Here is a 14,215-nt window from a genome sequence, read left to right on the forward strand (position 1 = left end):
TTTGGATTCTGCTCCCCTACCCTTTCATCATGAGCTTGGTGACACCGAAGACCAGGTTCGCGTAAGGACCGGCCAAGAGGTGCACTCCGAAGTTGAGGGCGGGCGCAATGACGTAACTGAAGGCATTGGTGAAAAACACCAAGGCCACGATGATGATCATGCCGAACGGCTCCACCTTGGCGAGCGCCATGGAAGGTCCATACGGCAGCAGCCCGACGGCGACCCGCCCCCCGTCCAAAGGAGGAACGGGGATCAGGTTGAACACGCCGAGCAGCAGGTTGATGTAGACCGAGAACGCCAGCATCAGGGTGATAGGGTCCGCAAACGCGGCCACCATGGTCCCCTCGGCGGCACCCTGGGTGCCGGCTATCACGGCGCGCATGGCGAAGGCCGAGAAGGTCGCCAGGCAGAAATTGGTGATGGGGCCGGCGGCGGCGACCCAGATCATGTCCCTCTTGGGATGACGGAGGTTGCCGAAGTTGACCGGGACCGGCTTGGCCCAGCCGATCCCGACTACGAAGACCATCAACGTCCCGAGGATGTCGAGATGTTTGATCGGGTTGAGGGTCAGACGTCCCAGGGACCTCGCCGTGTTGTCGCCGAACTTGTCGGCGACGTAGCCGTGGGACACCTCGTGACAGGTAATTGCCATCAACGCAGGGACCAGCATGATGGACAACTTTATGAAGAACTGTTCCATGACGTCCTTTAAGCCGGGTTAGCTACAAGCCCTATGTCTCTAGCAGATCGGTGTCGGAAAGTCAACGATAGCGGGCGATTGGGAGGGATAGTGCTTCCCTGTGTCCCCTCTCCCCCCGGGAGGGGGTGGCCGGAGGCCGGGTGAGGGCGGCACCAGCCGGATGTCTTGCCTGACGCAGCCCCCTCACCCCACCCCGCTCCCGGGGAAGAGGGAGAGTGGACGAAGGCCCAGGGACTCTTAAACTTCGGTGACCATCTCGTGCCGCACCTCGTGCCCCCACAGTTGGAGGATGAGGCCGCCAAAGAGCAGCACGGCACCGCCGAACCCCTGCAGTGGGGTGACCCGCTCGCCAAGCAGGATGACGGACAGGAGCACGGTGATGAGCGGCTCCAACATGCTGATGATGGAGGCGTTGGTGGCGCCGATCAGGCGCAGACCGGCGAAGAACCCCATGACGCCGAAAAGGGTCGGGAAGACGGCGATCCCGACGATGGAAAGCCAGCCCGTTGGGGTGAGGTCGAACACCAGTTCTCCCTTGACGAGGCCGTAAAGAAAGAAGGCCAACCCGGCTGCGGTGCAGACCCAGAGCGAAGTCACCATGGGATCGATGTTCTTGAGGATGCGGTTGCCAATGATGATGTAGCAGCTGTAGATCACTGCCGCCCCCAGGACGGAGAGCACCCCGGCAAGTCGCGCCCCTTCGAACGACGCCCCCAGCAGCAACACCAGCCCAACCGAGCAGACCACGAGCGCAATCCCCTTCGGCGCGTTGAAGCGTTCGTCCCCGACGATGAGAGCCAGGATGGTCACCAGGGCGGGATAGGTGTAAAGAAGCATCCCGGTGAGCGATGCAGGGAGGTAGTGGATGGCGTTGGCGTACAGCCCGGACATGCCGCCGTAGCCGATGGCACCCATCAGGATGAGCTGGACGGCGGTCCTGCGGTCCAGGCGGCAGTTGATGCCGCGAACGCGGAGGATGACGAAGAGAAAGATCCCGGCCAGGAGGAAGCGCCCCGCCAGTACCGTGCTGATGTTGGCGCCGCCGGCGAAGGCGCTTTTTATGAGGATGCCGAGCGTGGCGAAACCCGCCGCCGACGCGGCGATGAACCAGGCTCCCAGGTGCTTGTTGGTCATGAACGGAAGTCCTTGTTGATAAGTTCCTCCTCTCCCCGGAGGGGGGAGGTCGGGAGGGGGGAAGATGTCAGGCAGCGCGGGCGGAGTAGTCGAGCAGATCCGTCCGCTGGGGGGTACATTTCAATCCAGCTGTATGGTCTGGTCGGTGATCTCGGTGAAGCTCACGTCGTGGCTCACCAGGAAAAGCTGGTCGTACCAGTGTTCGGTGACCTCCTCCTGGCCGACGTCGATGGCACGGAAGGCCTTGGCAAGGTTCTCGCGCCGCTCCGCGTCGAGGTTGGAGGTGGGCTCGTCGAAAAAGGCGATGCGCGCGCCGATGGTCTGCAACAGGGCCAGGCGCAGCGCAACCACGGCGCTCATCATCTGCCCGCCAGAGAGCTGGTCGTCGGTGCGCTCCCTGATGGCGCCGTCGGCCATGTCCTTCAACACGATCTGGTAGTTGTCTCCCCAGAGCAGTTCCTCGTCAGACTCGCAGATGCTGCGGTAGATGCGGTCGGCGCGGAAGCTGATCTCTTCCCTGAAGCGCTCGGAAAGCTGGGCGGAGACGTTCTTGAACACCTGGTTGCGCAGGAACTTCACCAGGTCGGCCTGCTCCTTCAGTTTTTCGATGGCGGCGAGCTTCTGCTCGATCTCGGCGGCAACGGCTCGCAGAGCGGCCGTTTCCCCCTCCAGCCGGGACACGCTTTCGCCGATCGCGCCGATCTCGGACGTGAGCCGGGTAGCCGTCATCACGAGCTGTTCGCGGTTGTTTTTCGCAGCCTCGTGCTGCTCGGGACGGTAATCGGCCACAAGTTTACCCAGTTCGGCCTGCTTGGCAGCCAGGGCCGAGGCGATCTCCTGCAGGCGGGCCAGGAATTTCTCCAGGGTTTCCTGACGCTTGTCCAACTCCTCAGCCGACTTCTGGTTGGCTATGTAGCTGTCGCGTGCCGGCTGGAAAGAAACCAGCTCCTGCCCCGCGTCCTCGATGCCGCGCTCCACGTCGGCGAACGCTGCAAGCTCGTTTTTGCGGGCTCCAATCTCGGTCGACAGCGCGGCGAGCCGTCCTTTGTGCAGCGTCACGGAATGCTCGCGCAGAGTCGCCTTCTTCTGTGCGCCGTCAAGTTCGCGCTGTTTTTGTTCCAGCGCCTCCGCCCGTGCGGAGAGTTCGGCAAGCTTGCGGGCACACTCCTGAACCGGCTCGCTTGCCAGCTTCACACGGTCCTCCAGTGCCGTCTCCAGCGCGTCGATCACGCGCTGCCAAGCATCGGTCACCTGGGACAGCGCGTCCCGGCGCTGCTGCGGAGCCGCAGCCAGGTCGAGCTCGGCGCTGGGCAGCTCGACCGAAACGGTTACAAGACCTGCAGTTGCCAGCCACTCTTCGAGCGGTGCACGAAGTGCCGATGCGGCGATCTGGGCGTAGTTGCGGCTGAATTCCTCTTCCTGCTTGGCCCGCTCCCGTCCCGCCTTGGCCAGCTCCACGCTGACCTGTTCCATCCCTGCCAGTTCGCGAACGGCCTGCTGCGCGCTGTTCACTTGTGCCGCCAGTTCGGCCGCCTCGCAGTCCAGTCCCGCGATTTCTTTATCGAGAACGGCGATGCGGGCGTCAAAGATACCGGCCGGATCGGCACCATTGAGGTTCTGACACGGCTCCAGGAAGAAGGGGCAGGCGCCTGCACCGATCTTCTCACGCCCCTCGACCAGCGAATGCTTGCGTCCTGCCAGCTCGGAACGTTGCGCCTGTATCTGCTCCAGCCGGGCCTGGCGCGCGGCGAGCTGCCCCGCTTCTGCCTTCAAGGGCCCACTTCCGGCCAGGAGTTGCTCCCGTTCCCGGATCTGCCTGTCGATCTCCTCGATCCGGCTGAGGGCGACGTGAAGGTATGGCAGCGTGGTCTCCATGCTGTGCATGGGGAGTTTGCGGAAGAAAACCCGGCTCTGTTCAGCCGCTTCCAGCCCCTGTGCCGCCTCGGCCTCCGATTTTTTCAGCTCCGCCAGTGCCGCCGCCAGCGATGCCTGGTCGCCGTGCAGGCGTTTCCACTCCTCGACCATCGACGATTTGGCGAGCTCGAGTTCGCGGCTCTCCGCGTCCAGCATCGCCTGTACGCTTCCCTGCTCCTTCTCCAGTTCGGCAAGCTTTCTTTCCAGTTGGTGCTTTTGTTGTTCCTGCTCGCGCAGCTCCTTTAGTCGGCCCTCGGCGGCGTCGTACGCTTTCTTACCCGCAGCCGCCGCAGCGACCTGCTCCGCCGCCTGCCGGGATTGTTCGACCAGGAGTTGCTGGTTGGAGACGTAGTTCTTCCCGGATTCGGCACGCTCTTCCAGCCCCTGCACTTCCTGCTGGACCGACTGGATCGCTTCCTTTTTCGACTCCAGGGCGTTGAGCAGGGTGCTCGCACGCTCAAGTTCTATGGTCTTCGTCGCCAGTTCGGCCTTCTTGGTCTCGCCCTGCGTCCGCAAAGCGGCGAGCTCCTCTTCCTTGGCCGGCAGGACGGCAACCTGCTCCGACTTGGTGTCGACCTCGGCCTGCAGCACATCGAGCTTTGCCTTAATGGTGCTGGTCAAAACCTTTGTTTTGTCTTGAGTCTTGCGCCATGCGTCGATTCCCAGGATCTCGTCGAAGGCGTCCTGGCGCTTCGCGGGCTGCTTGATCACGAAAGGACCCAGGAAGTCGTTCTGGAAGGGGCCGATCACCAGCTTAAACTGCTCCGACAACGGCCGCCCGGCTGAGAGTCCGAGCAATTGCGCGATGCGGGCCTCGGTCTCCTCCATGTTGGCGTGCTCCTCGACCTCGAACTCGCCGCCGATCTCCTTGGCCAGCAGCCACTTCCCTGCGGTTCCCACGGTGCGGGTCACCCGGTACAGCTCTCCCGGCGCCGGCTCGAACACCACGCCGATTTCGCCTCGCTTGGCGCCGATGGTGAGAAAGCGCTCCGCATTGGAGACGAAGTCCTTGGCGTCGACGCCGAACAGGGCATAGCCGATGGCCTCGAAGATGGTGCTCTTGCCGGAGCCGTTCGCGCCGGAGAGGACGTTGATCCCGGGTGAGAAGACGAGTTCCTTGTCGCGGTGCGACTTGATGTTCCTGAGATGGACCGAGACTATGCGCACTGGTCACCTCCCGAGGAAAGCAGGCTCAGCAGTTCTTCCCCTTCCGCGTCTCCCTTGAGCACCAGGTCCCGTAGCGCCAGGCTGAGCCGCGTCAGTTCCTCCACCCGCCCCTGGTAGTGGCTGTTGGCACCGATCAGTTCGCCCAGCACGTCCCGCTCGATCTCCGCGAGGCTCTTCTTGACCTTCTCCTCCCCTCCCCCTCCGGAAACCAGGGAGAGGTGGTTCTTGATCTCGAGGTGCAGCGGCTCGCAGACCTCGCACAGCGACGCGCGCAGGCGGTCGCGACTCAACTCGAAGGGGTGGAAGCCGACCTTGCCGGCCAGACGCACCTCCACGAGCGGTGCACGCTCATCCCGGCAGCCGGCAAGCTTCTCCGCCATCTGGTTTCTGAACCGCTCCAGGGCGTCGGTGGCGTTGCCTGCGCCGTCCAGGTTCGCAGTGACAACCAGCATCGGACGCGGGGTGGTGCGGCGGAATTCGTGCCGGGCCGTGCCGTCCGGCTCCAGGGCAACCAGGTAATATCCCTTGTCGTAACGCTCCTCGCCGAAGTTGACGCAGTCCGGTGAGCCGGGATTGAAGGCGTACGGGCGCCCTTCGGCATCGTTGACGATATAGGGCTTGTGCCCGTGGCCGAGGGCGACGTAATCGAAACATGCCGCCAGGGGCTGAGCCTCCTCGGGCTTTATGTTGCCGATTTCGACCGGTGAGTAGGTCCAGACCCCGACGTGGAAGAGCAGGATGTTGCGCTTCGTGCCGATCGCGTCGCAGATGCGCGGCACGTGGTTCCCCGCTTGCGAGCCGATATAGCCAAGGCCGTAGATGTTGACCCCCTTGACCTCGATATGCCCGCCGTTCCCCTGCTCGGGATCGAAGGGCTCGAAGAGGTAGCCGCCGTCTGCACTCCTTGAGGGACGCAGCAGGGAGATGTACCCAAGTTGCGAGAGCGCTTCCATCCAGGAAACGCTGTCGCGGCGGTGGATCCAATCATGGTTACCCTCAACGGCAAGGCAGGGGATGCCGGCATCCTTGAGGGGTTGCAGGATCTCTATGGTCTTGGCGAAGGTCTTGGGGAGGATCTGGCCGGTATGGAACAGGTCGCCGCCGATCAGCACGAAGTCCACTTGTTCGCGCACGGCGTCGGCCACGATGGCGGCGAAGGTGGCGAAGAAGTCCTGATAGCGCTGGGCATCGCAGCCGGAGCCACGGTAGGTCTTGCCGAGATGGATGTCGGAGGTGTGAATGAAGCGAACGGGCATGGAGGCTCCGGGAAAAGGAATTGCACAGGTATAACGCCGCCCGCGGGGGCAAGTCAAGCTCTCTAACCTGGCAGCTTCTGTCGCAGTTAGAAGCACCGCCCCCGGTCCCTGCGCCGGCAGCTCGAGGCGCTCGGGAAGGTCGTACACCCAATAAGGTAGGAGCAAGTGGTCGGTTCGGATTGCAGGTAAGGGCGCCGACGCCCCCCTCCCCGGATGGGGGCAGGGAGGGGGGTGAGGTGTGGGGCGAGGGTAAAAGGAAGCTAGAAGATCTCGCTGAAGAAGAGCTTCATCGCCTCGAAAGAACGTCGATCGGCTTTCTCGTTGTAGGCCGCGCCCTTGCTGTTGTCGTTGCCGGACTTGGGATTGGTGAAGCTGTGAACCGCGCCGCCATAGTAGTTCATCTGCCAGTCGACCTTCGCGTCGCGCATTTCTTTCTGGAAGGCAGCCACCTCATCCGGTTTCACGTACGGGTCGTCGGCCCCGTGCAGGGCCAGCACCTTGCCGCGTATGTTCCTGGCGTCAGCAGGGTTCGGTGTGCTGAGGCCACCGTGGAAGCTGACCGTCCCCAGGAGGTCGGCACCGCTTCTAGCCAGTTCCAGCGCCGCCGTTCCACCGAAGCAATACCCCATCACCGCCAGCCGCTTGGGGTCAACCTGCGGGAAACTGGCGAGCTTTGCCAGCCCTGCCGCACCGCGTGCACGAATCAGGCTCCGGTCGCTGCCCCGGTACTTCGCCGCCTCCCTGGCTGCCTGCTCCGGTCCTACCGGGCGCACCCCTTTGCCGTAGATGTCCGCGGCGAAGGCGACGTAGCCCAGCCTGGCAAGTTGCTCTGCCCGCATCTTCTCGTATGCAGTCACGCCGGTCCACTCGTGAATCACGAGCACACCGGGACGAGTCCCTTTGATCGCGTCGTCATAAGCCAGGTACCCCTCCAGGACCGTGTCCCCCTGGCGATACTCGACGTTTTGCCCTACCACGCCGGCGCTGGCACCTTGAGCCACCAGCGTCATCATCAATGCCAAAAGATACCTTTTCATGATCTCCTCCACGCTGCTGATTCCCAATGAAAGGGGCAACCGCAGCTCGATATGAAACAGCTCCCGTCTCATTAGCTAAAAGCGGATTACGTCATTGTATCAAAAACGATCGTTCGCCGCAGCCGGCGATGCGCTGTCGCTGCGGCTAGCGTTGACAGCAGTACTCCATTCAGTATCATTAACCAGTCGCGAAAGCATAACAGGAGGCTGTCATGAGACAACCAGACTCACGTCCTTTTATCGCTTGGTTGGCAGTAGCCCTCATAGTGACTTTCTTAGCGGGTTGCACGTCGTTGTGGACAGGGGGGCGGGAAGGGAAAAGCGCGCCACTGCAGACGGTCCAGGACGACCTGCAGTACGCGCGGCAAAAAACGTGGGACACGCGCAAAGCGCTGGATGACGTGAGGTTCGCGAACCAAGCCGACCTGCCACGGGCCTACCGCGCCTTCAGGGAGGAAGTGAACACGATGACCGACGCGGGCATGAGGCTGGTGCAGCATGCCAACGGAATGCACTACCAGGGGAACGCATACATCGTCGAGGCGGAACAATCGGCGGGACAGTGTCGCTACCCCCGGCTTTCCCGCAGCGCCCGGATGCCGCGCATGGAGTTGGGGGATGCCTTCGAACCGATAGACGAACAGGCGCAACAGGTGCAACGGGCCTACCGATCATTCCAGTTCGACATCCTGGCGATCGAGAGATACCTGTCCCGGGAGATGACCGAGAAAGGGGTTAGGGACATGGAGATCTTCATGCGCCGCAGCGAGGTGAACGGAGACAGCCTTTTGTATGCTCTGGAAGCGGAGCTGTCAGTGGTGGAGAGGGCAAAGAGGGCCTACAACGAAACTGCGCAGGGCAAGGAAGGCCTTAATCCCTAGCACTTCTCCGGATTATCGGCGTTGAGGGGAAGCTGGCAGTGCAGACACTTGCGCAGGTAAAGCAGAGCCATGCCGTGCATGTGAAAGTAATTGCGGCAGCGCGGGCAACGAGCGGTAGCGGAATAGAACATGGCGCCGAGCAGAACGGCGAACCAGACGAAAAAAACCGGCATGGAGCCGTTGAAGGAATGGGTAATCTTCTGGGTAACGTACATGGTGGGGAGGTAAACGATGAGAACAATCCAGAGGCACCACCGGCGCTTCCGCACCACCGCCAAACCACGCGCGATCTCGGCCGGGTCTATTTCGGCAGCTTCGGTCGCGGCAGCGGCCCCTTCGACGTCGTGACGGTCCAAGCGAACCTCCTTTCAGCCTTTAGTTCTGGGCACCTTCCCGGTATTTCATGGTCAGCCCCTTGAGAAAATTCCGCAGCATCTGGTCTCCGCAAGGCTTGTAATTGTCCTGCCCCTTGGCACGGAACACCGCGCTCAACTCGGACTTGGAAACCGGGAACTTGGCCAGTTTGAAGATCGCCAGCATCTCCTCCTCCTTGAGAGACAGGGCGATACGGATCTTCTTGAGGACGTCGTTGTTAGCCAACTGTGCGGGTGGCGGCGTGGCCTTGTCATCCCCCCCTTCCCGCTTGCCCCGCTTCAGTGCGATCAGGCCATCCAGGAAAGCCTGCAGCACCTCGTCGCTGCACTCGCGGAAGCCTTCCTCGTCGTCCTTTTTGACCAAACTGGTGATGTCCGCCTGTCCCATCTTCATGTCCGCAAGCCGAAAGGCCTCGACAACTGCCTGGGTGTTGAGGTTGAGGGCGTAGCGCAGCCTGCGGAAAACATCGTTGTTGGTCATCGGGTACTCCTATCGGTTCATACGGGCCGCAGCCCGGTTACTACATAGCATTTTACGGATGCGGTCTGCAAGTTAAGTTATTAGGTGAATAGTCGGGCCCCGGCGAATCGAAAGGCCCCTCTGCCACGTGGCAGAGGGGCCTTTTCATGTCGACGATTACCGAGGAATTTGACTATGCGGCGACGGCAGCCTGCATGGCTGTTTCCTCAACGGGCACAGCCAATCCAAGAATGGCGTCGATCTCGGCAGAGTCGAGGGTTTCCTTGACAACGAGCTCCCGCGTCAACCGTTCCAGGGCATCCATGTTTTCCTTCAGCAAGGCCACCACGTCGGAGTAACAGCCGGTGACGATGGAGCGGATCTCGTTATCAATCTCGAGGGCGGTCACGTCGCTGAAACCTTTCTGCGACTTACCGCCTGAGTCCGTACTTTCGTTGTGGCCAAACGCGACGGGGCCGAAGGCGCGGGACATGCCCCACTCGCTTACCATTTTGCGCGCGGTGTCGGTGGCACGTGCTAGGTCGTTCCCGGCCCCGGTGGTGGTGGTGTTGTAGATAAGTTCCTCGGCCGCGCGTCCCCCCATGAGCACCTTGAGGTGGGCAACCAACATCTCCTTGGTGTAGCAGTAGATGTCGTCTTCCGGGATCTGGACCGTTACTCCCATCGCCCTCCCCCGCGGGATGATAGTCACCTTGTGCACCGGGTCGCACCCAGGGACGAGTTTCGCGACCAGAACGTGACCGGACTCGTGGTACGCCGTGGAAAGCTTGAGCTTTTCCGAGAGCACCATCGATTTCTTCTCCGCCCCCATCAGCACCTTGTCCTTGGCCAGGTCGAAATCTATCATCTCCACGGCGCCCTTGTTGGAGCGGGCGGCGAGGATGGCAGCCTCGTTCACCACGTTGGCCAGGTCTGCGCCGGAGAAGCCGGGGGTACCCCGGGCTATGACCATCAGGTCGACCTCATCGTGCAGCGGGACGTTCTTCGCGTGCACCTTGAGGATCGCCTCACGCCCCCTGATGTCGGGGGAGCCAACGGTGACCTGGCGGTCGAAGCGCCCGGAGCGGAGCAGCGCGGCATCGAGGATCTCGGGGCGGTTGGTGGCGGCCAGCACCACAATCCCGGAGTTGACCTCGAAGCCATCCATTTCGACGAGCAACTGGTTCAGGGTCTGGTCGCGCTCGTCGCTCGCACCGCCTCCAGCGGAAGCGTCGCGCTTGCGCCCGACCGCGTCGATCTCGTCGATGAAGACGATGCAGGGCGCCGCCTTCTTGGCCTGTGCGAAGAGGTCCCGGACCCGGGAGGCGCCGACGCCGACGTACATTTCAACGAATTCGGAGCCGGAAATGGTGAAGAAGGGAACGTCGGCTTCGCCCGCGACTGCCCTGGCAATGAGCGTTTTGCCTGTGCCCGGAGGGCCCACGAGGAGAACGCCGGTGGGCATCTTGCCTCCGAGGGTTGAGAACTTCTCAGGATCCTTGAGAAACTCGACGGTGTCCAGCAGTTCCGCCTTGGCCTCCTCGGTACCGGCGACATCGCTGAAGCGGGTGGTCGATTCCGAGCCGTCGACCATCCGGGCCCGGCTCCGACCGATCCCGGTAAAACGCCTGAGGAAGATAAACAGGAAGATTCCTATGGCGACGAGGAAACCGATCTCGAACCAGTTGGGGCCGCCGGAAGGAGGTGTGGAAGAGAAGTCGATCTTTTTGGCAATGAGCAGATCGCCCAGGTAGGCTCCGGCCGGGAGAAAGAGGCTGTACTTGTCGCCGTTTTTGGCTTCAGCGCTGATCTCGTCGCCGACGATCCTGACTCTGGATATGCTGCCGGCTGTCACCTTCTGGATGAAGGAAGTGTAGCTGATCTGTCTGCTGCGGTCAGCATGTGATTGCTGCCAGGAATAGAACCCGTACCCGGCCACTGCCAGAAAGCTCAAAGACAGTCCCAACAACATTAGCTTCTTGTTTCTCGTGTTCCCCATAATTCTCCTATTACTGCTGAAGTAGCAGCGAGGTTACGGTTGATACAATACTTTGTAATTTTTTTAACTATTGTAATAGTGGCGCTTGTCAATAGGTGCATCGAACATTTCAACGAGGTTAACAAGCGTTAAAATTGATATTAAAGTTTCCATAAATGGAATGTCTATTTTTACTTCAATGGAAATAGCTTTGTACACTCAATTTTTTTTCATTGCCGCCGGCACTTGAAGATGTGCTGACGGAGACGCCGAGAACAAGAAGAAGGGCAAAGGCGGGGCGAATGATTATTCGCCCCTACAGCGCTTCTGCCATGCAGGCATCCTCTACGAACCGCCCCTCCTTTGCGACGGCTGCGAGACAAAAAAAAGGGGCACCCTTTTGGGGTGCCCCTTTAGCGACGGCCTTGTTGATGGTCGGTTATTTGCGCAGCAGTTTCACGATGGCGGAGAAATCCTCCTCGCCCCTGCCGTCCTTCACGGCCTGATCGTAAATGGCAGAGACGGTTTTAGCGGCAGGAAGGTCGAGTCCCAGCGTCTCGGCCATCTCCAGCACGCGCCGCATCTGCGACTCCACGTACTTCAGTGCGAGGTTCCGGCTGAAGTCGCCACGCGCGATGGAGCGCCCCTTGGAGTGGAACAGCGGCGAGGCAACCCCGCCGGAATCAAGCACCTCGAGTATCTTGTCAGGTTTAAAGCCCATCTTTTCGCCGAAGACGAGCCCCTCGGACAGAGACTGCATCATCTCGGCCTGCAGCAGGTTCACGATCAGCTTCATGCGGGTGGCATCGCCGATCTTGCCGATATGGATGATGTTGAGGCCGAAATAGGAGAACGGCTCGCGGCAGCGCCCGAGCAGAGCCTCGTCGCCCCCGGCCAGGATGGTGAGTAGACCATTGGCCGCGTGCTCCTTGCTCCCCCAGACCGGCGCCTCCAGGAACATGACGCGACGCTTCTTCGCTTCCTCGGCCATACGCTCGATGGTCTCCAGGCAGTGGGTGCCCATGTCGACCAGGATGGTGCCAGGGTCGATCCCTTCGAGGACGCCATTCTCACCGAAGACAAGATACTTGCTCTCCGGCACGATGACGATGACCAGGTCCTGCCCCTTGGCAGTCGCCATCGGAGAATCGCCGACTTTGACGCCGAGTTTGGCAAGCTCAGCCATCGCGCTTGCGTCCTGATCAAACACCGTTAATTGATAGTCCGACTTGGCAAGGTTGGCTGCCATGTGAACACCGACGGTGCCCAGCCCGACAAAACCTATCTTCTTAAGCATAATCCCCCCAGAGTGGCTGATGCTCGGCATCAGCGGATAGCATTATTGCTGATCTTAAAAATCTCAAGGCCCCATTATACTCAAAGAGCAACTTTCTGCAACACTGTTTTATCTTGATTTGCCAATACCAACCCTGTCGCAGAACTGGTATAACGGGCAGGTTGAGCAGCGTGGCGAAAGCGGCGTGCACTGGTTCTGCCCGAAAGTTACCAGAAGATCGTTGATTATGATCCAGTACTCGACCGGAAGCTTCTCTCTCAGGGCGAATTCGGTCTGCTCGGGCGTGCTGGTCTTCACATAGCCCCAGCGGTTGCAGATCCGATGCACATGAATGTCGACACAGATGCCTTGCTTGCCAAATCCGAGGGTGAGTACCAGGTTGGCGGTCTTCCTCCCCACCCCCTTGAACTTCAACAGCGTCTCCAGGTCGTCCGGGACCGCTCCTTCGTAGCGCTCGCACAGAGAACGCGAGATTTCGAGAATCTGCTCGGCCTTGACGCGGTAGAAACCGACGGGGTAGATGGCGGCCTCGATCTTCGGCACGTCGAGCCGGACCATCTTTTCTGGAGAATCCGCCAGGGCGAAGAGACGGGCCGAAGCCTCAGCGGTGGTCTGATCACGGGTGCGCAGCGACAAGATGCAGGAGATCAACACCTTGTAAGGATCACGCCCCTGCGTGGCGACAATGGTCACCGCCGGGCTCACCCAGGCCTTGACCGCCTCGGTCAAGACCGCTATGGCCTGGTGAATCTGGTCGTCCCTCATGTCACAGCCTGTTGGTGACCACACGCATTACCAGCACCCCCATGATCGACGCAAGGAGCCCCACGCACACCAGCAGGATGCCGATGCTGCGCCCCTCCCCCCAGCCGAGCAGGTCCTGGTTCTTCATAAACGCTATGAGTCCGAGTCCCGTGAAGGTGAGAATCCCCCCTATGATGAATGTCGACAGCGCGAACACCGCACCTGCCATACCCTTGCTCTTTGCCACACACACCCCTGTTCATCTTGAAAAAAAGTAATGCTTACTTATACAAGATGGTACCGGTCAAGGCAACTGCTAAGTGCGTCCTTAACGGTTGCACAAACGTGAGAAACCCCTATAATGGCCTGATCAAATCAGAGGGAGATACATGAAAGAACTGGTAGATCTGCATATGCACTCCACATTTTCAGATGGGGTGCGCACTCCGACCGAGCTGGTAGCGATGGCCAAAGGATTGGGTCTCAAGGCGATCGCGCTGGCCGATCACGACACGGTGGACGGCATCGACGAGGCGCTCGCGGCAGGCGCAACCGCCGGCGTGGAGGTGCTGCCCGCACTGGAATTCTCGGTGGCGTACGGCTCCTTCCGCGACGTGCACCTGCTCGGATACCTGCTTGATCACCGCGACCCGCAGCTGCAGTCGATTCTCAAGGAATTCAGGGACAGGAGGGAGACCCGCGGCGAGGCCATCGTGGGGCGAATCAACGAGAAGCTGGCCGCTGAAGGAAGAGCGCCCATCTCCAGCGCCGAGGCGGCCGCCCTGGCGGGTGGGGCACTGGGTCGCCCGCACATAGCCCAGGTGCTGATGGGCAGGGGGTACGCCCGCGACATGCAGGACGCCTTCGTGCGCTACCTGCTTCCCTGCGACGTGCCCAAACGCTACTTCCCGATGGAAGAAGCCCTGGCGACGGTCCAGAGACTCGGCGGGGTGGCGGTACTCGCCCATCCCACCACCATCACCAACGACCGCGACTCGCTGAATCGAATCATCGACCAGCTGTGCGCCATGGGGCTCGCGGGCGTAGAAGCATTCAACAACGTCTGCAACGAACAGGAAAGCGCCTTCCTGCTCTCCAGCGCCGAGAAAAAAGGGCTCATCTGGACCGGTGGTTCCGATTACCACGGCATAGAGGAAGGGATCAGCATGGGCACCGGCAAGGGGACCATGGCCGTCCCCTACAGCTGCGTCGAGGCGTTGAAGCGGGTGCAAAAAGAGAGAAGCTAAAAAAAGCGAAGGGGCTGGGGGCTGGA

13 protein-coding genes are annotated in these 14,215 nt (G+C 61.0%); 2 read left to right on the forward strand and 11 right to left on the reverse strand.

All coding sequences use genetic code 11. From position 1 onward, the window contains the following. Positions 1–16 precede the first annotated feature (16 nt). From KP003_RS09875 to KP003_RS09895, 5 genes are all read right to left on the reverse strand, one after another. Positions 17–700, reverse strand: coding sequence for a site-2 protease family protein (locus tag KP003_RS09875; RefSeq protein WP_216498911.1), 684 nt, complete (start codon positions 698–700; stop codon positions 17–19). Positions 701–937: 237 nt separating this feature from the next. Further along, positions 938–1,834: a DMT family transporter gene (locus KP003_RS09880; protein ID WP_216498912.1), complete on the reverse strand. Its 897-nt coding sequence runs from the start codon at positions 1,832–1,834 to the stop codon at positions 938–940. Between the two features lie 120 nt (positions 1,835–1,954). After that, complete coding sequence (locus KP003_RS09885; protein ID WP_216498913.1) at positions 1,955–4,915, reverse strand: AAA family ATPase; 2,961 nt, start codon at positions 4,913–4,915, stop codon at positions 1,955–1,957. After that, the gene (locus KP003_RS09890; RefSeq protein WP_216791760.1) at positions 4,906–6,171 is read right to left on the reverse strand and encodes a metallophosphoesterase family protein; all 1,266 of its coding nucleotides are present in this window, start codon (positions 6,169–6,171) and stop codon (positions 4,906–4,908) included. The genes KP003_RS09885 and KP003_RS09890 overlap by 10 nt, the downstream gene beginning before the upstream one ends. Before the next feature lie 260 nt (positions 6,172–6,431). Then, positions 6,432–7,208, reverse strand: coding sequence for a dienelactone hydrolase family protein (locus tag KP003_RS09895; protein ID WP_216791761.1), 777 nt, complete (start codon positions 7,206–7,208; stop codon positions 6,432–6,434). A gap of 293 nt (positions 7,209–7,501) precedes the next feature. On the opposite strand from KP003_RS09895, the gene KP003_RS09900 reads away from it, so the two are divergent. Continuing rightward, a complete protein-coding gene (locus KP003_RS09900; protein ID WP_216791763.1) occupies positions 7,502–8,089 on the forward strand; it encodes a hypothetical protein in 588 nt (195 codons plus the stop codon). On the opposite strand, the gene KP003_RS09905 is transcribed toward KP003_RS09900, so the two are convergent. The 6 genes from KP003_RS09905 to KP003_RS09930 form a co-directional block, all read right to left on the reverse strand. Continuing rightward, positions 8,086–8,445 (reverse strand): hypothetical protein, encoded by a 360-nt coding sequence (locus KP003_RS09905; protein WP_216498917.1) that lies wholly within the window; start codon positions 8,443–8,445, stop codon positions 8,086–8,088. The genes KP003_RS09900 and KP003_RS09905 overlap by 4 nt on opposite strands. A gap of 19 nt (positions 8,446–8,464) precedes the next feature. Next, entirely contained in the window at positions 8,465–8,944 is a 480-nt protein-coding gene (locus KP003_RS09910) for a YehS family protein (RefSeq protein WP_216498918.1), read from the reverse strand. A 172-nt stretch (positions 8,945–9,116) separates the two neighbouring features. Then, positions 9,117–10,922: an ATP-dependent zinc metalloprotease FtsH gene (ftsH, locus tag KP003_RS09915; RefSeq protein WP_216791765.1), complete on the reverse strand. Its 1,806-nt coding sequence runs from the start codon at positions 10,920–10,922 to the stop codon at positions 9,117–9,119. Between the two features lie 418 nt (positions 10,923–11,340). Continuing rightward, on the reverse strand, positions 11,341–12,198 hold the full coding sequence (locus tag KP003_RS09920; RefSeq protein ID WP_216498920.1) for an NAD(P)-dependent oxidoreductase: 858 nt from the start codon (positions 12,196–12,198) through the stop codon (positions 11,341–11,343). 108 nt (positions 12,199–12,306) lie between these two features. Then, complete coding sequence (locus KP003_RS09925) at positions 12,307–12,963, reverse strand: endonuclease III domain-containing protein (RefSeq protein WP_216791767.1); 657 nt, start codon at positions 12,961–12,963, stop codon at positions 12,307–12,309. A gap of 1 nt (position 12,964) precedes the next feature. Continuing rightward, positions 12,965–13,189, reverse strand: a complete 225-nt coding sequence (locus KP003_RS09930) for a hypothetical protein (RefSeq protein WP_216498922.1) — start codon at positions 13,187–13,189, stop codon at positions 12,965–12,967. Positions 13,190–13,331: 142 nt separating this feature from the next. Here KP003_RS09930 and KP003_RS09935 point away from each other — a divergent pair, with 142 nt between their 5' ends. Next, entirely contained in the window at positions 13,332–14,189 is an 858-nt protein-coding gene (locus KP003_RS09935) for a PHP domain-containing protein (RefSeq protein WP_216791769.1), read from the forward strand. Positions 14,190–14,215: the final 26 nt, after the last annotated feature.

It is taken from the genome of Geomonas diazotrophica (genome assembly GCF_019063885.1).
Taxonomy (GTDB): Bacteria; Desulfobacterota; Desulfuromonadia; order Geobacterales; family Geobacteraceae; genus Geomonas; species Geomonas diazotrophica.

Coding starts and splice junctions, on each gene's coding strand:
- KP003_RS09875 (WP_216498911.1), bottom strand. CDS start 700: ATGGAACAGTTCTTCATAAAGTTGTCCATCATGCTGGTCCCTGCGTTG.
- KP003_RS09880 (WP_216498912.1), bottom strand. CDS start 1,834: ATGACCAACAAGCACCTGGGAGCCTGGTTCATCGCCGCGTCGGCGGCG.
- KP003_RS09890 (WP_216791760.1), bottom strand. CDS start 6,171: ATGCCCGTTCGCTTCATTCACACCTCCGACATCCATCTCGGCAAGACC.
- KP003_RS09895 (WP_216791761.1), bottom strand. CDS start 7,208: ATGAAAAGGTATCTTTTGGCATTGATGATGACGCTGGTGGCTCAAGGT.
- KP003_RS09910 (WP_216498918.1), bottom strand. CDS start 8,944: ATGACCAACAACGATGTTTTCCGCAGGCTGCGCTACGCCCTCAACCTC.
- ftsH (WP_216791765.1), bottom strand. CDS start 10,922: ATGGGGAACACGAGAAACAAGAAGCTAATGTTGTTGGGACTGTCTTTG.
- KP003_RS09920 (WP_216498920.1), bottom strand. CDS start 12,198: ATGCTTAAGAAGATAGGTTTTGTCGGGCTGGGCACCGTCGGTGTTCAC.
- KP003_RS09925 (WP_216791767.1), bottom strand. CDS start 12,963: ATGAGGGACGACCAGATTCACCAGGCCATAGCGGTCTTGACCGAGGCG.
- KP003_RS09935 (WP_216791769.1), top strand. CDS start 13,332: ATGAAAGAACTGGTAGATCTGCATATGCACTCCACATTTTCAGATGGG.